Annotated in this window: 18 protein-coding genes; 10 read left to right on the top strand and 8 right to left on the bottom strand. The window is 59.1% G+C overall.

Annotated features, from left to right (window positions below):
- Positions 1-157 precede the first annotated feature (157 nt).
- Positions 158-1,357, bottom strand: a complete 1,200-nt coding sequence (tyrS, locus tag PMI35_RS11990) for a tyrosine--tRNA ligase (protein WP_008061613.1) — start codon at positions 1,355-1,357, stop codon at positions 158-160.
- Positions 1,358-1,571: 214 nt separating this feature from the next.
- Between tyrS and PMI35_RS11995 the strand changes: the two genes are divergently transcribed.
- Together PMI35_RS11995 and PMI35_RS12000 are read left to right on the top strand one after the other, a co-directional pair.
- Positions 1,572-3,008, top strand: coding sequence for a peptidoglycan DD-metalloendopeptidase family protein (locus PMI35_RS11995; protein WP_008061611.1), 1,437 nt, complete (start codon positions 1,572-1,574; stop codon positions 3,006-3,008).
- Positions 3,009-3,011: 3 nt separating this feature from the next.
- Positions 3,012-4,103, top strand: a complete 1,092-nt coding sequence (locus PMI35_RS12000; protein WP_008061609.1) for an anhydro-N-acetylmuramic acid kinase — start codon at positions 3,012-3,014, stop codon at positions 4,101-4,103.
- Positions 4,104-4,170: 67 nt separating this feature from the next.
- Here PMI35_RS12000 and erpA read toward each other — a convergent pair whose 3' ends face one another.
- Positions 4,171-4,521 (bottom strand): iron-sulfur cluster insertion protein ErpA, encoded by a 351-nt coding sequence (erpA, locus tag PMI35_RS12005; RefSeq protein ID WP_007906865.1) that lies wholly within the window; start codon positions 4,519-4,521, stop codon positions 4,171-4,173.
- A gap of 167 nt (positions 4,522-4,688) precedes the next feature.
- Complete coding sequence (argC, locus tag PMI35_RS12010) at positions 4,689-5,723, bottom strand: N-acetyl-gamma-glutamyl-phosphate reductase (RefSeq protein ID WP_008061607.1); 1,035 nt, start codon at positions 5,721-5,723, stop codon at positions 4,689-4,691.
- A gap of 134 nt (positions 5,724-5,857) precedes the next feature.
- Between argC and hemJ the strand changes: the two genes are divergently transcribed.
- The 6 genes from hemJ to coq7 all read left to right on the top strand — a co-directional run bounded on the left by hemJ (position 5,858) and on the right by coq7 (position 10,349).
- The gene (gene hemJ, locus PMI35_RS12015; RefSeq protein ID WP_008061605.1) at positions 5,858-6,286 is read left to right on the top strand and encodes a protoporphyrinogen oxidase HemJ; all 429 of its coding nucleotides are present in this window, start codon (positions 5,858-5,860) and stop codon (positions 6,284-6,286) included.
- A gap of 33 nt (positions 6,287-6,319) precedes the next feature.
- Positions 6,320-7,288, top strand: a complete 969-nt coding sequence (locus tag PMI35_RS12020) for an NAD(P)H-dependent flavin oxidoreductase (RefSeq protein WP_008061604.1) — start codon at positions 6,320-6,322, stop codon at positions 7,286-7,288.
- Between the two features lie 62 nt (positions 7,289-7,350).
- A complete protein-coding gene (locus PMI35_RS12025; RefSeq protein ID WP_008061603.1) occupies positions 7,351-8,298 on the top strand; it encodes a DUF805 domain-containing protein in 948 nt (315 codons plus the stop codon).
- 61 nt (positions 8,299-8,359) lie between these two features.
- On the top strand, positions 8,360-9,148 hold the full coding sequence (locus PMI35_RS12030; RefSeq protein ID WP_032831774.1) for an SDR family NAD(P)-dependent oxidoreductase: 789 nt from the start codon (positions 8,360-8,362) through the stop codon (positions 9,146-9,148).
- An 80-nt stretch (positions 9,149-9,228) separates the two neighbouring features.
- Positions 9,229-9,567 carry a histidine triad nucleotide-binding protein gene (locus tag PMI35_RS12035; RefSeq protein WP_007986008.1) on the top strand — a complete coding sequence of 113 codons (339 nt, stop codon included), beginning with the start codon at positions 9,229-9,231 and terminating at the stop codon, positions 9,565-9,567.
- A 134-nt stretch (positions 9,568-9,701) separates the two neighbouring features.
- Positions 9,702-10,349 (top strand): 2-polyprenyl-3-methyl-6-methoxy-1,4-benzoquinone monooxygenase, encoded by a 648-nt coding sequence (coq7, locus tag PMI35_RS12040; RefSeq protein ID WP_008061601.1) that lies wholly within the window; start codon positions 9,702-9,704, stop codon positions 10,347-10,349.
- 94 nt (positions 10,350-10,443) lie between these two features.
- Here coq7 and PMI35_RS12045 read toward each other — a convergent pair whose 3' ends face one another.
- A complete protein-coding gene (locus PMI35_RS12045; RefSeq protein ID WP_008061600.1) occupies positions 10,444-10,866 on the bottom strand; it encodes an OsmC family protein in 423 nt (140 codons plus the stop codon).
- A 228-nt stretch (positions 10,867-11,094) separates the two neighbouring features.
- Here PMI35_RS12045 and crp point away from each other — a divergent pair, with 228 nt between their 5' ends.
- Complete coding sequence (crp, locus tag PMI35_RS12050) at positions 11,095-11,739, top strand: cAMP-activated global transcriptional regulator CRP (RefSeq protein ID WP_008061599.1); 645 nt, start codon at positions 11,095-11,097, stop codon at positions 11,737-11,739.
- A gap of 10 nt (positions 11,740-11,749) precedes the next feature.
- On the opposite strand, the gene PMI35_RS12055 is transcribed toward crp, so the two are convergent.
- The 4 genes from PMI35_RS12055 to PMI35_RS12070 form a co-directional block, all read right to left on the bottom strand.
- Positions 11,750-12,451, bottom strand: a complete 702-nt coding sequence (locus tag PMI35_RS12055) for a lipoate--protein ligase family protein (RefSeq protein WP_008061597.1) — start codon at positions 12,449-12,451, stop codon at positions 11,750-11,752.
- Positions 12,452-12,550: 99 nt separating this feature from the next.
- Complete coding sequence (gene trpC / locus PMI35_RS12060; RefSeq protein ID WP_008061595.1) at positions 12,551-13,387, bottom strand: indole-3-glycerol phosphate synthase TrpC; 837 nt, start codon at positions 13,385-13,387, stop codon at positions 12,551-12,553.
- A complete protein-coding gene (gene trpD, locus PMI35_RS12065; RefSeq protein WP_008061594.1) occupies positions 13,384-14,433 on the bottom strand; it encodes an anthranilate phosphoribosyltransferase in 1,050 nt (349 codons plus the stop codon). The genes trpC and trpD overlap by 4 nt, the downstream gene beginning before the upstream one ends.
- Positions 14,434-14,442: 9 nt before the next feature.
- On the bottom strand, positions 14,443-15,036 hold the full coding sequence (locus tag PMI35_RS12070; RefSeq protein ID WP_008061592.1) for an aminodeoxychorismate/anthranilate synthase component II: 594 nt from the start codon (positions 15,034-15,036) through the stop codon (positions 14,443-14,445).
- 406 nt (positions 15,037-15,442) lie between these two features.
- On the opposite strand from PMI35_RS12070, the gene estP reads away from it, so the two are divergent.
- Positions 15,443-17,350: an esterase EstP gene (gene estP, locus PMI35_RS12075; protein WP_008061590.1), complete on the top strand. Its 1,908-nt coding sequence runs from the start codon at positions 15,443-15,445 to the stop codon at positions 17,348-17,350.
- Positions 17,351-17,368: the final 18 nt, after the last annotated feature.

Raw genomic sequence — 17,368 nt, 5'->3', positions numbered from 1 at the left:
TCTTTTTCAACTTCCTTCGGGCTTCGATGAGCTGAAGCAACCTGCTGCCGAAAACTGCATAACTCATTGTTTACCAAGGAGTTTTCCGTTTCGACTGCGCCGGAAGTGGGGCGAATTATAGGCTTCTAAAATTCGCCGTCAACCCTTTGTTTCAGCTTTATTCCGATTTGAGCGTAATGCGCGCAAATGCCTTCTTGCCGGCCTGGCAAACGTGGGTCGCACCCAGTACGTATATAAAGGAGCGATCAACCACCTCGCCATCGATGCGCACGCCACCGGAACCGAGCAGATCACGCGCCACAGCCGAGTTCTTCACCAGGCCCGCTTTATTAAGGACGGCAGCGATCGGCATATCTTCGGCAGCAGTCAATTCGATCTCAGGCAGGTCATCCGGCAGCTCGCCATCCTTCATACGGTTACCGGCCGCACGATGGGCATTGGCCGCAGCCTCCTCACCATGGAAACGGGCAACGATCTCTTCAGCCAGCTTGATCTTGATGTCACGCGGATTGACACCCGCCTCGACATCGGCGCGGAACGCATTGATCTCATCCATGGAACGGAAGCTGAGCAGCTCGAAGTAACGCCACATCAGCGCATCCGGAATGGAGACCAGCTTGCTGTACATCACACCCGGCGCTTCCTGGATACCGACGTAGTTGCCCAAGGACTTGGACATCTTCTTCACGCCATCCAGACCCTCGAGCAATGGCATGGTCAGAATGCACTGGGCTTCCTGGCCGTAACCACGCTGCAGCTCACGCCCCATCAACAGGTTGAACTTCTGGTCGGTGCCGCCCAACTCGACATCCGCGCGCAAGGCGACCGAGTCGTAACCCTGGACCAGCGGATACAGGAACTCGTGAATGGCGATCGGCTGATTGGTCGTGTAGCGCTTGTCGAAGTCATCGCGCTCGAGCATGCGAGCCACGGTGTACTGCGAAGTCAGGCGAATGAAGTCGGCCGGCCCCATCTGATCCATCCAGGTGGAGTTGAATGCCACTTCGGTTTTGGCCGGATCGAGAATCTTGAACACCTGGGTCTTGTAGGTCTCGGCGTTGTCGAGCACCTGCTCACGGGTCAGCGGAGGACGCGTTGCACTCTTGCCGCTCGGATCGCCGATCATCCCGGTGAAGTCGCCAATCAGGAAGATCACCTGGTGACCCAGCTCCTGGAACTGGCGCAGCTTGTTGATGAGCACGGTGTGGCCCAGGTGCAAATCCGGGGCGGTCGGGTCGAAGCCGGCCTTGATACGCAGCGGCTGGCCACGCTTGAGCTTTTCGATCAGCTCGGACTCGACCAACAGTTCTTCCGCACCACGTTTAATCAGCGCTAGCTGCTCTTCAACCGACTTCATAACAGACCCGCAAGGCTCGAATTCAAAGGGGACCAACCATACAAGATCGCGCGTCAAATACAAAGTTTGGCCGGCACAATGACGCCAATCCGCTGACAAGGGTGTCCACGGACTTGCTTCAGGGATGATTTGGTTATATTTTATACAGTTATTTCATCTTCATCATGTCATTCATCTTTTCCAATTCATCTTTTTCAAAGTCAAAACACTACTTATGACCAAAGAATCGTCTAAAGCGCCACCGCTTTACCCGAAAACCCACCTGCTCGCAGCGAGCGGCATAGCCGCCCTGCTGAGCCTGGCGCTTCTGGTATTTCCTTCCAGTGATGTCGAAGCCAAAAAGACAACCCTGAGTCTTGAACTGGAAAGCCCTGCTGAACAACTGACACAAGAACAAGACGCTACTAACGCCGTCCAAGCCACAAATGAGCCGGTCGAGTCTCCTTTTGCACAGATCGAGGACAGCGCACCAGAGCCCCAGGAAACAGCTCAAGCCGCACCAGTTCCTGCAGCAGTACCTGTACCGGTTGCCGAAGAAAAGAAGGCGCCAAATCACAGGGAAGTGATCGTCAGCAAAGGCGATACGCTCTCCACGCTGTTCGAAAAAGTCGGCCTTCCAGCCACTTCGGTGCATGACTTGCTGGCCAGCGACAAACAGGCCAAGCAATTCAGCCAACTCAAGCATGGACAGAAACTCGAATTCGAACTGGGTCCGGACGGCCAGCTGACCAGCCTGCACAGCAAGGTCAGCGACCTCGAAACCATCACCCTGACCAAGAACGTCAAGGGTTACAGCTTCAACCGCGTTACCGCCAAGCCCACCGTACGCTCTGCCTACGTGCATGGCGTGATCAACAGTTCGCTGTCGCAGTCCGCTGCGCGCGCGGGCCTGTCGCATCGACTGACCATGGACATGGCCAGCGTGTTTGGCTACGACGTCGACTTTGCCCAGGATATTCGCCAGGGCGACCAGTTCGATGTGATCTATGAACAGAAAGTGGTCAACGGCAAAGCAGTCGGCGACGGCCCGATCCTGTCCGCACGTTTCACCAACCGCGGCAAGACCTACACCGCCGTGCGCTACACCGACAAGCAAGGCAACAGCAGCTATTACACGGCTGATGGCAATAGCATGCGCAAGGCATTCATCCGTACCCCGGTGGACTTCGCCCGCATCAGCTCGAAATTTTCCATGGGCCGCAAGCACCCGATTCTGAACAAGATCCGCGCTCACAAAGGCGTGGACTACGCAGCACCGCGCGGTACGCCAATCAAGGCAGCCGGTGACGGCAAAGTATTGCTGGCGGGTCGCCGCGGCGGTTACGGCAACACCGTAATCCTGCAGCACGGCAATACCTACCGCACCCTGTACGGCCACATGCAAGGCTTCGCCAAAGGCGTCAAGACTGGAGGCACTGTCAAACAAGGCCAGGTCATCGGCTACATCGGCACTACCGGCCTTTCCACCGGTCCGCACTTGCATTATGAGTTCCAGGTCAACGGCGTACACGTCGACCCGCTGGGCCAGAAAGTAGCGATGGCCGACCCGATTTCGAAAGCCGAACGCGCACGCTTCCTGGCGCAGAGCCAGCCCATGATGGCCCGCATGGATCAGGAAAAAGCCACCCAGCTGGCTTCGGCCAAGCGCTAGGCCATGGCGCTCTATATAGGTGTGATGTCCGGGACCAGCCTTGATGGCCTGGACATAGCGCTGATCGAGCAAGCACCGGCGATCAGGCTGATCGCCACCCACTACATCCCGATGCCCGACTCCCTGCGCGCCGAGCTGCTTGGCTTGTGCGCCAGCGGTCCGGACGAAATCGCCCGCTCCGCCATCGCCCAACAGAACTGGGTGAAGCTGGCGGCGCAGGGGGTTAGTGCCCTCCTTGCCCAACAGCACCTCAAGCCTGAAGACATACGCGCGATTGGTAGCCATGGCCAGACCATTCGCCATGAACCCGCGCGCGGCTTCACGGTGCAAATCGGTAATCCGGCCCTACTGACCGAGCTCACCCGCATCACGGTGATCAGTGATTTCCGCAGCCGCGACGTCGCTGCCGGTGGGCAAGGCGCGCCACTGGTTCCAGCCTTTCACGAAGCGCTTTTTGAAGAACAGTCCGGCAACCGCGCCGTGCTGAACGTAGGTGGTTTCAGCAACCTCAGCCTGATTGAACCCGGCAAGCCCGTCGCAGGTTTCGACTGCGGCCCGGGCAACGTATTGCTGGATGCCTGGATTCACCAGCAGCGCGGTGACAACTATGATCGTGATGGCCAATGGGCTGCCAGCGGCAAGATCGAACCGGTACTGTTGAAGGCACTGCTCAGCGACCCGTTCTTTGTGACAAAGGGCCCGAAGAGTACCGGTCGTGAAGTCTTCAACCTGCCATGGCTGACCCGGCATCTGGCAGCGCTGCCGACCTTCGCGGCCGAGGATGTTCAAGCAACGCTGCTGGAACTGACGGCATTAACCATCGTCGAATCGCTGCGCAGTGCCCAGGCAGATACTCGGGAGCTGCTGGTCTGCGGTGGTGGCGCGCACAACGGCGCACTGATGAAGCGCCTGGCCTGCCTGCTACCGAATGCGACGGTCAGCAGTACCGCCACTCACGGTGTAGACCCGGACTGGGTCGAAGCCATGGCCTTCGCCTGGCTGGCCCATTGCTGCCTGGAAGGGATCGCGGCCAATCGCCCGAGCGTCACCGGCGCCCGAGGGCTACGCGTACTCGGCGCCATCTACCCCGCCTGAATGCCGGACAGCAAAACGCCGCAGGGCCCTGAGGCCATGCGGCGTTTTGATGATACAGACGCGCTGATCAGATCGAGAACGAAGAGCCACAACCACAGGTGGTGGTAGCGTTCGGGTTCTTGATGACGAAACGCGAGCCTTCCAGGCCTTCCTGGTAATCCACCTCGGCTCCTGCCAGGTACTGGAAGCTCATCGGATCGACAACCAGACTCACACCTTCGCGCTCGACGATGGTGTCGTCATCGGCCACTTCCTCATCGAAAGTGAAGCCGTACTGAAAACCTGAACAACCGCCGCCCGTAACGAATACGCGCAGCTTCAAGCGATCATTCCCCTCTTCATCGACCAGGCTCTTCACCTTGTGCGCGGCACCGTGGGTGAATTGCAAAGCCGTGGGGGTGAAGGATTCGACGCTCATGCTGACTATCTCCCGGCGTTACGCCGTCATATTGCGTGATGACGCGCATTATCCGCTTCTCCTAGAAAAGCGGTCAACTATTGTTATGGTATATCAACCAACCCAGTCGCCCGCCCTGAATGCAAAAAGGCCCGTTCAACGGGCCTTTTGCTGTGTGCGATGCAGCCTTACGGCAACATGCCCGCGTGGGACAGACCCAGGCGTTCATCCAGGCCAAACAGGATGTTCATGTTCTGCACGGCCTGACCCGACGCACCCTTGACCAGGTTGTCGATCACCGACAACACGACCACCAGATCACCGTCCTGAGGGCGGTGCACAGCGATTCGGCACACGTTGGCGCCGCGCACGCTGCGGGTTTCCGGGTGGCTGCCGGCTGGCATGACGTCGACGAACGGTTCGTTGGCATAACGTTTTTCAAACAGCGCCTGCAGATCCACCGAGCGATCCACGACGGTTGCGTAGAGCGTGGAGTGAATGCCACGGATCATCGGGGTCAGGTGCGGTACGAAGGTCAGGCCAACATCCTTGCCCGCGGCACGACGCAGACCCTGGCGAATTTCCGGCAGGTGGCGGTGCCCTTTGACGGCGTAAGCCTTCATGCTTTCCGACGTCTCGGAGTACAGCGAACCTACAGCGGCACCACGACCGGCACCGCTGACGCCGGACTTGCAGTCGGCGATCAGGCGCGTCGCATCGGCCAGGCCAGCTTCAAGCAATGGCAGGAAACCCAACTGCGTAGCGGTCGGGTAGCAACCCGGCACCGCAATCAGGCGCGCTTTCTTGATCTGCTCGCGATTGACTTCCGGCAAACCGTAGACCGCTTCGTCCAGCAACTCCGGGGCGCCATGCGGCTGGCCGTACCACTTGGCCCATTCCTCGGCATCCTGCAGGCGGAAATCCGCAGACAGGTCGATGACCTTGGTGCCGGCCGCCAGCAGCTCACCCGCCAGGGCATGCGCAACGCCGTGAGGGGTTGCGAAGAACACCACGTCGCACGCACCCAGAGTCTTGATGTCCGGAACACTGAACGCCAGGCCGTCGTAGTGGCCTCGCAGGTTCGGGTACATGTCGGCCACGGCCAGGCCGGCCTCGGATCGGGAAGTGATCACCACCACTTCAGCTTGCGGATGTTGCGCCAACAGACGCAACAGTTCGACACCGGTGTAACCCGTGCCGCCGACGATACCGACCTTGACCATAAACCTGCCCTCAACGAACCCACTGGAAAGCCGTCGATAATAGGGCCCGTATCGTCCTGCGACAACCGGCAAGGTGACGTGCGGAGCCTCAAGCCTCTACTATCCGGCTACCGTGAACCTGGGAATAACCAAAAATGCTTTATCTGTGGCTCAAAGCTTTCCACATCATCAGCGTCGTCTGCTGGTTTGCCGGCCTGTTCTACCTGCCGCGCCTGTTCGTCTACCATGCCCAAAGCGAAGACACCGTCAGCAAGGAGCGCTTCAGCATCATGGAGCGCAAGCTGTACCGAGGCATCATGGGACCCTCGATGATCGCTACGCTCATCTTCGGGGGCTGGCTCATCTACCTCAACCCAGGCATCTTCAGTCAAGGTGGCTGGATACACGCCAAATTGACCCTGGTCGTGTTGCTGATCGGCTACCACCATATGTGCGGTGCGCAGGTAAAGCGCTTTGCCCATGGCGAAAACACCCGCAGCCATGTCTTTTATCGCTGGTTTAATGAAGTGCCGGTTCTGATATTGCTGGCGATCGTAATTCTGGTTGTCGTTCGGCCGTTCTAAACCCAATAGATACTACTCACCGGGGTACTTCCAATGTCGCTGCCCGCTCTGCTTGAACAACGCTTGCGTTTGCCCGTAGTGGCCGCGCCGATGTTCCTGATTTCCAACCCGCAACTGGTGCTTGCCTGCTGTCGCAATGGCGTGGTCGGCAGCTTTCCGGCGCTGAACCAGCGCGAGAGCAGCGGCTTCAAGGCCTGGCTGGAGGAAATCGAGGCAGGGCTGGCGACATTGGAGAATCCCGCGCCCTATGCAGTGAACCTGATCGTTCACAACAGCAATCCGCGATTGCAGGCGGATCTTGAAATCTGTATCGAACACAAAGTGCCGATCGTGATCACCAGCCTCGGCGCCGTGAAGGAAGTGGTCGACGCGGTCCACAGCTACGGCGGCCTGGTGTTCCATGATGTGACGACCCGTCGCCATGCCGAGAAAGCCGCCGAGGCGGGTGTGGACGGACTGATTGCCGTTGCGGCGGGTGCCGGCGGACATGCCGGCACCTGGAGTCCGTTCTCGCTGATCGCCGAGATTCGCCAGTTCTTCGACAAGACGCTGCTGCTGGCCGGGTGCCTGAACCACGGCCACGAAATTCTCGCCGCGCAATTGCTCGGTGCGGACCTGGCCTACTTCGGTACACGATTTATCGGCACCACCGAAAGTCACGCGCCTGATGCCTACAAAGAGATGCTGCTGACATCCAGAGCCGCAGACATCATCCATACTCCAGCGGTATCGGGTGTTCCGGCAAGTTTCATGCGCCAGAGCCTGGAAGCCGCCGGATTCGACATGGCAGCGCTGCAAAACAAGGGAGAGGTGAATTTCGGCTCCAAACTTAAACCCATCAGCGATGAAGCCAAAGCCTGGAAAACCGTGTGGTCTGCGGGCCAGGGCGTCGGTGAAATCGATGACTTGCCGAGCGTAGATCAGTTGGTCGCACGCCTCGACGACGAGTACCGCAAGGCACAGGAACAAGCAGCGCAACTGCGCCAACGCTGGCCGCGCTGAACAACCGGGCCAGCTTGCGGCTGGCCATTCGTATCGAGACTTGCGACAAGGATGCCTGGGCGATGAGCGAAAACCGTTACAAGATCGTGTTCGACAGCACACTGTTGCCGGGTGTTGATATCAACACCGCCAAACTCAATCTCGCCGCGCTGTTCAAGAGTGACGTCAGCGCCATCGAGCGCCTGTTCAATGGTCGACCGGTAGCGCTCAAGCGCGACCTGTCACAGGCTGATGCGCAAACCTATCTTCAAGCCCTGAAGAACACGGGCATCGATGCACGGATCGAGATCGAACCTACGATCGAGCTCGACCTGGCGGATGTTCACGATCCTGTCGCCGTGGCAGAGCCACAATCCCCTTATTCGCCGCCACAGGCCCGCGTCGGTGAAAAACTGCCGGAGTTCGCCGTACTCAAACCCTTCGGCGTCGAAGGCCGCATCGGACGCCTGCGCTTTTTGGCGTGGACGATGGTGCTGAGCCTGGTGACGCTGCCCATTGTCGGCGTATTTGCGCTCATCGGCCTGGGGCTGGTCAGTGGCAATTCCACCAACGGGCTGATCATCGGCGGCATCTTCGCCTTTCTCCTGTTCATGGCGTTCCTGGTGGTCAGTGTTCTGTTCAGCATTCAGCGCTTGCACGATATAGGCTGGTCGGGCTGGCTCTGGCTCCTGAACCTGGTTCCGTTCGTAGGCAGTTTCTTCCCGCTGGTGATCATGGTCATACCAGGCAACGCCGGCGCTAACCGCTATGGCCCGCCTCCCCCACCCAACAGCAAGGCGATCAAGGTTTTGTGCGCATTGTGGATTGTCTTTATCGGGTTATTTGCCGTCGGTGCGATGGTGGGTGGAATCTCGACAATCCAGCAAGGGTATGAAGATTCCCTTGAGAGCAGTTACCAAAGCAGCTCGATGACCACCGACGAAATCGATGTCGAAGTCCAACCGCAAGCAAATTCGCCTGCCGAGGCAGCCGAACAAGCCCCGCCCCCTGTAGACTCTGCGAAAGAATGAACAGCGCTCCCCGCCCGTGACACCTGCGTCGCGGCGCGGAGCTGTTGCGATGGAGAATGGCATGACCCGTTACGCTCTGATCACTGGCGCTTCCAGCGGCATCGGCCTGGCGATGGCCGAAGCGCTGGCCCGGCGCGGCCGCAGCCTGATTCTGGTGGCTCGACAGCGTGATCAGCTGGAAAGCATTGCGATTGAACTGACCCAACGTTTTGGCGTGGAAGTATTGTTCCGCGCCTGCGACCTGGGCGAGCCGCTACGCCTGTCAGGCTTCCTGCTGGAGCTGGAGGAAGGAGACCGGCAGATCGACCTGCTGGTCAACTGCGCCGGTATCGGCACTTGCGGCCCGTTCCTGGCCCAGGACTGGATGACCGAGCAGGACCTGATCGAAGTGAACATCCTGGCACTCACTCGCCTGTGCCATGCCATCGGTAACAGCATGGCGTTGCAGGGTGGCGGTCAAATTCTGAACGTCGCTTCGGTCGCGGCGTTCCAGCCCGGCCCGTGGATGAGTACTTATTACGCCAGCAAGGCCTATGTGCTGCACTTTTCCGAAGCTCTGCGGGTCGAGCTGAAAAAATGCGCGGTCAAGGTCTCGGTGCTCTGCCCCGGCCCGACTCGCACGGCGTTTTTCCGCACCGCGCAACTGAACAGCGACAAACTGGCCAACAGTAAAATGCTGATGAGTCCGGAGGAAGTCGCGCTTTATACGGTGCGAGCCCTGGAGAAAAATCGCGCAATCATCATCCCCGGGCGGCGCAACCGCTGGTTCGCCACCCTGCCCCGGTTCGGCTCGCGCTGGCTGATCAGGACAATCACCGGCATGGTCATCAAGGCTCACTGCCCGCGCTGAAGGGTCTTACGGTAAAACACTGGGCGGGTACACCCTCCATGGGTACACTCGGGCCAACCCAAACAACGGAGAAAACAGCTGTGGATACTCTGTTCACCAAGATCATCAACCGGGAAATCCCGGCGAAGATCATTTACGAGGACGACCAGGTACTGGCCTTCCACGACATCGCCCCACAGGCACCGGTGCACTTCCTGGTGGTTCCGAAGAAGCCGGTACGCACCTTGAACGACCTGACCGAGGACGACAAGGCCCTGGCTGGACACATCCTGTTCACCGCCCAGCGCCTGGCCCTGGAACTGGGTTGCGAAAAAGGTTTCCGCGTTGTCATGAACTGCAATGAAGAAGGTGGGCAGACTGTCTACCACATTCATATGCATGTGCTGGGTCAGCGCCAGATGCACTGGCCGCCGGGCTGATTCATAACGCCCCTTGCCGGCGATGGTGTCATTGAGATCGCCATCGTCGGCAAGCCTGCGTCGTAATGACCCAACGCAAACCTTCCCCGGCCGATTGGGTTAAACTGGCCGCCGAGATTCCTCCGGAGGTCAGCATGACTACCCAACGTCACTACTCGCCGATTGACCGCCTTCTGCTGCAAGCCGATGCCGCGATGCGGACCCTGCTGCCCTTCAGCGGCCAGCCCTACCGTCCGTCGCCCGCCATCGTGCAGCCCGATGCGAAATTGAGCGATGAAGACACCCGCCACGTTGCCGGGCTGATGCGCATCAACCATACCGGTGAAGTCTGCGCACAGGCGCTGTACCAGGGACAAGCGCTGACCGCCAAGCTGCCTCAAGTGCGCATCGCGATGGAGCACGCCGCCGAAGAAGAAGTCGACCACCTGGCGTGGTGTGAGCAACGCATCCATCAGTTGGGCAGCCACACCAGCATTCTCAATCCGCTGTTCTATGGCATGTCGTTCGGTATTGGTGCTGTTGCAGGCCTGATCAGCGACAAAGTCAGCCTGGGTTTTGTCGCAGCGACGGAAGATCAGGTGTGCAAGCACTTGAATGAACACCTGGAGCAATTGCCGGCCGAGGATGAAAAATCCCGGGCGATTCTCGAGCAGATGCGCATCGATGAAGAACAGCATGCCGAAAGCGCACTGGAAGCTGGCGGTTTCCGCTTTCCGGCACCGGTGAAGTTCGGCATGAGCTTGATGGCCAAGGTCATGACCAAGAGCACTTATCGAATCTGACGTCTTCGCAAGCCGGCGAGCGCCCGCATCGGGTGCTGCACCAGAAACAAAAAAAGGCGACTACCGTGAGGTAGTCGCCTTTTTTCATGTCGACTCAACCCAGCTCGATGATCTCGTAATCGTGAGTGATCTCTACACCTGCCGCACCCAGCATGATCGAAGCCGAGCAATACTTTTCAGCGGACAGTTCGATGGCGCGCTTGACCTGCGCTTCCTTCAGGCCACGCCCCTTGACCACAAAATGCATGTGAATCTTGGTGAAAACCTTCGGATCTTCAGTCGCGCGCTCGGCTTCAAGGAACGCCTCGCAGCTCTCGACCGCCTGACGGGACTTCTTGAGGATGCTGACCACATCGAAATTGCTGCAACCGCCTACACCCAGCAGGAGCATTTCCATCGGCCGGACACCCAGGTTACGGCCGCCGGCATCGGGCGGACCGTCCATGACCACGACATGACCGCTGCCGGATTCGCCGAGGAACATGGCTTCGCCAGCCCATTGGATGCGTGCCTTCATCGCCAAGACTCCACTGTCTAAAAAAGGGTCGCCAGCTTAGCACAGGCCCCGTGATTGACAGTGATTGGCGTCCTAGGACATAACCATCGGCGCTGTAGGTAAAATCTCGAATATTGCAAGAAGTGTCTGGTAAGCTGGCGCCAATTCGCTGGCGCCTGGCCAACTGTGCCACGATTTCCGCTATTCATAACAAACCAACACACCGTGCAGTCTTTTCGGGATACAACCATGGTTGCTATTGCCCCCACCCCCAAGATGAAAAACCTCGACAAGCTGTTGATGCATTGCCAGCGCCGTCGCTATCAGGCCAAGAGCAACATCATTTGTGCCGGTGACCGCTCGGAGACGCTGTTCTTCATCATCAAGGGTTCGGTCACCATCCTGATCGAAGACGATGACGGTCGGGAAATGATCATCGCCTACCTGAACGCCGGGGATTTCTTCGGCGAGCTGGGTCTGTTTGAGCAGGCCGGCCACGAACAGGAACGCAGCGCCTGGGTACGGGCCAAGGTCGAATGCGAAGTGGCGGAAATCAGCTACGCGAAATTCCGCGAATTGTCGCAGCAGGACCCGGACATTCTTTACGTACTAAGCGGACAAATCGCACAACGCCTGCGTAACACCACCCGCAAGGTTGGTGACCTGGCGTTTTTTGACGTCACCGGTCGCGTCGCCCGCTGCCTGCTTGAACTGTGCAAGCAGCCAGACGCCATGACCCATCCCGATGGCATGCAGATCAAGGTGACGCGTCAGGAAATCGGACGGATCGTCGGCTGTTCACGGGAGATGGTCGGACGTGTGCTCAAGGATCTGGAAGAGCGCAACCTGGTGGATGTCAAAGGCAAGACCATGGTGGTCTTCGGTACGCGCTAAGCTCGAAAACTTAGCTGTTGAACATCTGCACCAGCATTTGCCGGTAGAGTTCATCGAGACGTTCCAGCGCATCCGGTGCGGTGAACTTCTCATGCAAGGCGATGTGGCTTTCAGCGCGCACCCGTTGCTCCAGACCGCAGGCCTCATTGAAGCGATTGACCGCTGCGACCATCGACTCGCGCTCGTTATCCAGCAACATCGCACCATGAACCAGCCCGACCGGGCGCTGACCACCCTGGCTCTGGCGCCAGCGCTGGGCCGTACCGACCATCTTGCGCCCATCCAGATTGACGTTGAAGCGGCCATCACAGAACGCACCGTCGATTTCGCCCAGGGACGAAGTGCCCCCCAGCTCATCCAGCAACTGGCAGATCGGATCGCACAGACGCCGGTAGCCGGTCTCGATGCGGTTCAGATCCCCTTCGCTGCGCGGCGGCGCGTAAACCAGGGCGATGTTGATCGTCGAGGCGGATTGCGGCACCGGTTCGCCGCCGGTCTCACGCAATAGCACTGGCCACCCGGCAGAGGCGGAGACTTGGCAGGCGTGTTCGAACCCCGGCAAGCGATTCAAACGGCGTGGCATGACCAATGCCCGATCGCTCGGCTGCCAGAACAGCAGGCCAAACTCCGCGTCACCGGCACAGACCGATGCCAACAAATCCTGTTCGGCCTGCAGGCCAGCTTCGATGGTCAGAGAGGTGGGCAGCGACATGGGGCGACTCCGGCAGACTTCACGTCTTTGGGGGATTGGATGGCCTCTTCGCGGGCAAGCCCGCTCCCACAGGGGAAAGGGCTGCCTGCAATGACCGGATCAGTCGAGCGTAGAACCGCTGACAGGAATGCCGCGTTCAGGGAAGAACAGGCGTTGCAGTTCAGTACCCGGATTTTCGGCACGCATGAACGCCTCGCCAACCAGGAACGCGTAGACGTCGCTGATTTCCATCAACTCGACATCGGCGCGGTTGAGGATGCCGCTTTCGGTGATCACCAGACGATCGCGCGGGATACGTGGCAACAGGTCGAGGGTGGTTTCCAGGCTGACTTCGAAGGTGTGCAGATTGCGGTTGTTGATGCCAACCAGCGGGGTGTCGAGGGTTTTCAAGGCCCGCTCCAGCTCATCGCCATCGTGCACTTCCACCAGCACATCGAGGTTGACGCTTTTGGCCACCGCAGCCAGTTCGGCCATTTTCACGTCGTCAAGGGCGGAGACGATCAACAGCACGCAATCCGCACCCAAGGCACGGGCTTCGATGATCTGGTACGGATCGATCATGAAGTCCTTGCGGATCACCGGCAGGTTGCACGCGGCACGCGCCTGCTGCAGGTACTCATCGGCGCCCTGGAAATAATCGATGTCGGTCAACACGGAAAGACAGGTCGCCCCGCCCTTCTCGTAACTCTTGGCAATGTCGGCAGGAACGAAGTTCTCGCGGATCACGCCTTTGCTCGGCGAAGCTTTCTTGATTTCAGCAATGACTGCCGGCTCTTTCAGCTTGGCCTGAGCCAGCAAAGCCTTGGCAAAACCACGGGGTGCATCGGCCGCCTTGGCCAGACTTTCCAGCTCGCTCAGGCTCACGCGGGCGCTACGCTCGGCGACTTCCTGAACTTTGCGGGCCAGAATGTTTTCCAGAACCGTCGGTACACTCATCCCTCATTCTCCACTTTGAATACCGCGGTAAATGCACCCAGCTCCTCGAGTTTCTCCCGAGCGAGGCCGGTGTGCAGCGCATCGTGCGCCAAGGCAACGCCTTCTTTCAGACTGCTGGCATGGTCGGCCGCATACAGCGCGGCACCGGCATTGAGCATGATCATCTCGGCAGCTTTCTGACCGTTTTCGGTCTTGCGCTTGCCCAGGGCGTCGCGGATCAGCTCCAGGGACGCCGCCGGGCTTTCCACCGCCAGGCCATGCAAGCTCTGGCTCTTCATGCCCAGATCTTCCGGCTCGACCCAATATTCAGTGATCTGGTCGTTTTTCAGTTCCGCGACAAAGGTCGGTGCCGCCAGGCTGAACTCGTCCAGGCCATCCTTCGAATGCACCACCAGCACGTGCTTGCTGCCCAGACGCTGCAGGACTTCGGCCAATGGCCGGCAAAGTGTTTGAGTGAACACACCCACCACCTGATGTTTCACGCCAGCCGGATTCGTAAGCGGGCCGAGCATGTTGAACAAGGTGCGCAAACCGAGCTCCCGGCGCGGGCCGGCGGCGTGCTTCATGGCACTGTGATGAGTCTGGGCAAACATGAAACCGATGCCGACGTTATCGATGCAGCGCGCCACCTGGACCGGGGTCAGGTTCAGGTAGATACCGGCCGCCTCCAGCAAATCGGCACTGCCGCTTTTACCCGAGACCGCGCGGTTGCCGTGCTTGGCCACCGTGCAACCGGCCGCCGCGACCACGAAGGACGACGCGGTCGACACGTTGAAGATGTTGGCACCGTCACCGCCAGTGCCGACCACATCGACTACACCATCGAGGGTCTTGAGTTCGACCTTGTCCGCCAGCTCGCGCATGACCGACACGGCACCGACGATTTCGTCGATGCTTTCGCTCTTCATGCGCATGGCCATCATGAACGCGCCGATCTGCGCGTCGGTGCATTGGCCGGTCATGATTTCGCGCATTACGTCGCGCATTTCATCGGTGCTGAGGTCGAGCTGCTCGACGATCCGGCCCAGGGCTGTCTTGATATTCATGATAAGTCCTTAGCGCGTGCCGCCGGTTTGTTTGAGGAAGTTCGCGAACAGCTCGTGACCCTGTTCGGTGAGGATCGACTCAGGGTGGAACTGCACGCCTTCGATGTTCAGGGTCTTGTGGCGCAGGCCCATGATTTCGTCGACCGAGCCGTCTTCCAATTGGGTCCAGGCGGTCAGCTCGAGGCAATCCGGCAGGGTTTCGCGCTTGACGATCAATGAATGATAGCGGGTGACCGTCAGTGGCATGTTCAGGCCTTCGAAGACACCTTTGTCTTCGTGGAATACCGGGCTGGTCTTGCCGTGCATGACCTGGCGCGCGCGAACCACATCACCACCAAAGGCCTGGCCGATGGACTGATGGCCCAGGCAGACACCGAGAATCGGCAGTTTGCCGGCGAAGTGCTTGATGACATCAATCGAGACGCCCGCTTCGGTCGGGGTGCAAGGACCTGGAGAAACGACGATGCGCTCGGGATTGAGGGCTTCAATCTGTGCAACCGTGAGTTCATCGTTGCGCACGACTTTGACCTGGGAGCCCAGCTCGCCAAGGTATTGCACAACGTTGTAGGTAAAAGAGTCGTAGTTATCGATCATCAGCAACATGGCGTTAGGAACCTCTTGAATTCACTGACTTGATACAGCCTTCGAATGATTTACCCGCAGCGTCCTGTACTTTGGCGATCGCTGGAATCGCGAAGCAAAGGGCAATGTCTTGCGAGTAAAGAAGGCGAAGCGGTAAAGATCCGGCCGGGCCGGCAGAAGGATTCAGGCGCGCCAACGCCAGCGGGCGTGTGCCTTGATGACTTGATCCAGAAGTTTGCTGACGATCAACACGGGGAAGGTCTCATTTATACGTCTTGGCACAGTAACTTAGCTGGGCAGAGCGTGCAATATGGGGCGATCGAAGCGAGTGAAACATTCGCCAGGTTCGCGCCGAATGGCATCAGGCTCTATAGTTTTTTGGCACTGTCGTTTCACCCACTAAAACAATAAACAAACGGACTTGCTCATGATCAGACAGACGCTGTTTGCACCGCTTGCCGGTTGCTTGCTCGCCATGGCCTGCGCACAGGCGATCGCGGCGCCCAATCCTTATTCGAGCTTCATCGTCTTCGGTGACAGCCTCAACGATGCGGGGCAGTTTACCGACACGGGAGGCCCTCCCGGCTCGACCCTGCGCTTCACCAATCGGACCGGGCCGACTTATCAGGACGGCAGTGGCGAAGTCTATTCCGCCAACTCAACCCAGCTGCTTGGGGGCAGGCTTGGTTTCTCGGATGACCAGACCGCCGCTTCGACTTCAGCCGCACGCGCCGCCCAGGGTCTGCCCGATGGTAACAACTGGGCCGTCGGCGGTTACCGCACCGATCAGATCCTCGATTCAATCACCACGGTATCCGCCACGGGCGAACGTGCACGAGCGGGCTACTTGCCGGCCAACAATTTCCGCGCCGATCCGAACGCGCTGTATTACCTCTCTGGCGGCGGTAACGACTTTCTTCAGGGACGTGTGCAAAGTGGCGCCCAGGCGAATGCCGCGGCGGACCGACTCGCCAACAGCGTTCAGGTTCTGCAATCGGCCGGCGCCCGCTACATCATGGTCTGGCTGTTGCCTGACCTGGGCCTGACACCTGCCATCAATGGCACTCCTCTACAGGGACCTACCTCGCAGTTGAGCGCGGTCTTCAATCGGCAACTGGTCACTCGGTTGGCGGGCATCGATGCCCAAATCATTCCGTTGAACATTCCGCTGTTGTTGCAGGAAACCTTCGCCGACCCAGCAAGATTCGGTTTTGCTACCGGCCAGAACCTGACGGCGACTTGCTTCAGCGGTGACGGATGCACCGAAAACGCCACCTTTGGCATCAACAGCGCCACCCCGGCCCCCAGCCAGCTGGTCTATAACGATGGGGTTCATCCGACCGAAGCCGGGCAAAAGCTGGTGTCCGACTACGCCTATTCCTTGCTTGCTGCGCCCTGGGAACTGACGCTGCTGCCGGAAATGGCCCACGCCACGCTACGCGCGCATCAGGATGAGCTGCGCAGCCAATGGCAATCCGACTGGGAGAGCTGGCAGGCGGTCGGCCAATGGCGGGCCATTGTGGCCGGGGGTGGCCAGCATCTCGATGTGGACCACCAAAGCAGTGGTGCCGATGCCGATGGCAACGGCTACAGCTTGAACATCGGCGGCAGCTATCGCCTCAATGAAGCCTGGCGCGTGGGTGTGGCGGCAGGCTTCTATCGTCAGGATCTGGAGGCGGGCAACAACGATTCTGACTACAAGCTCAACAGCTACCTGGCCACGGCATTCGCCCAGTTCCAGCAGAACCGTTGGTGGGCCGATGCCGCCTTGACCGGCGGCAAGCTGGATTACGACGATCTCAAACGCAAATTCGATCTAGGCGCGGGTGAAGGTGCGGAGAAAGGCGACACCGACGGCTATCTCTGGGCCTTCAGCACGCGCCTGGGCTACGACATTGCGCAGCCGGGCAGTGAGTGGCACCTGTCGCCGTTCATCAGCGCCGATTACGCCAAAGTGGAAGTCGACGGTTACTCGGAAAATACCAGTCGCTCCACGGCGCTGACCTTTGACGACCAAAAACGCGATTCGAAACGTCTCGGCGCCGGGCTTCAGGGTAAGTACCAGATCACTTCGCAGACCCAGGTGTTTGGCGAATACGCCTACGAGCGAGAGTATGAAGATGACGTGCAGAAGGTGAACATCGCCCTCAATAGCTTGCCGACCCTCGGCTTCACGCTGGATGGCTATACACCACAGAGCCATTTGAATCGCGTGAGCCTGGGAGTCAGCCACAACTTGACGGCCGATCTTGCATTGCGTGGCGGGTACACCTTGCGCAAGGACGATGACTTTACCCAGCAGTGGATTAGCGTTGGGGTCGCGCTGGACTTCTGATCCTCGGTAAACCGCAGG

The organism is Pseudomonas sp. GM78 (assembly GCF_000282475.1).
Lineage (GTDB): Bacteria > Pseudomonadota > Gammaproteobacteria > Pseudomonadales > Pseudomonadaceae > Aquipseudomonas.
This window is presented reverse-complemented; position numbering and strand designations above follow the sequence as displayed.

Coding starts and splice junctions, on each gene's coding strand:
- tyrS (WP_008061613.1), bottom strand. CDS start 1,357: ATGAAGTCGGTTGAAGAGCAGCTAGCGCTGATTAAACGTGGTGCGGAA.
- PMI35_RS11995 (WP_008061611.1), top strand. CDS start 1,572: ATGACCAAAGAATCGTCTAAAGCGCCACCGCTTTACCCGAAAACCCAC.
- PMI35_RS12000 (WP_008061609.1), top strand. CDS start 3,012: ATGGCGCTCTATATAGGTGTGATGTCCGGGACCAGCCTTGATGGCCTG.
- erpA (WP_007906865.1), bottom strand. CDS start 4,521: ATGAGCGTCGAATCCTTCACCCCCACGGCTTTGCAATTCACCCACGGT.
- argC (WP_008061607.1), bottom strand. CDS start 5,723: ATGGTCAAGGTCGGTATCGTCGGCGGCACGGGTTACACCGGTGTCGAA.
- hemJ (WP_008061605.1), top strand. CDS start 5,858: ATGCTTTATCTGTGGCTCAAAGCTTTCCACATCATCAGCGTCGTCTGC.
- PMI35_RS12020 (WP_008061604.1), top strand. CDS start 6,320: ATGTCGCTGCCCGCTCTGCTTGAACAACGCTTGCGTTTGCCCGTAGTG.
- PMI35_RS12025 (WP_008061603.1), top strand. CDS start 7,351: ATGAGCGAAAACCGTTACAAGATCGTGTTCGACAGCACACTGTTGCCG.
- PMI35_RS12030 (WP_032831774.1), top strand. CDS start 8,360: ATGACCCGTTACGCTCTGATCACTGGCGCTTCCAGCGGCATCGGCCTG.
- coq7 (WP_008061601.1), top strand. CDS start 9,702: ATGACTACCCAACGTCACTACTCGCCGATTGACCGCCTTCTGCTGCAA.
- PMI35_RS12045 (WP_008061600.1), bottom strand. CDS start 10,866: ATGAAGGCACGCATCCAATGGGCTGGCGAAGCCATGTTCCTCGGCGAA.
- crp (WP_008061599.1), top strand. CDS start 11,095: ATGGTTGCTATTGCCCCCACCCCCAAGATGAAAAACCTCGACAAGCTG.
- PMI35_RS12055 (WP_008061597.1), bottom strand. CDS start 12,451: ATGTCGCTGCCCACCTCTCTGACCATCGAAGCTGGCCTGCAGGCCGAA.
- trpC (WP_008061595.1), bottom strand. CDS start 13,387: ATGAGTGTACCGACGGTTCTGGAAAACATTCTGGCCCGCAAAGTTCAG.
- trpD (WP_008061594.1), bottom strand. CDS start 14,433: ATGAATATCAAGACAGCCCTGGGCCGGATCGTCGAGCAGCTCGACCTC.
- PMI35_RS12070 (WP_008061592.1), bottom strand. CDS start 15,036: ATGTTGCTGATGATCGATAACTACGACTCTTTTACCTACAACGTTGTG.
- estP (WP_008061590.1), top strand. CDS start 15,443: ATGATCAGACAGACGCTGTTTGCACCGCTTGCCGGTTGCTTGCTCGCC.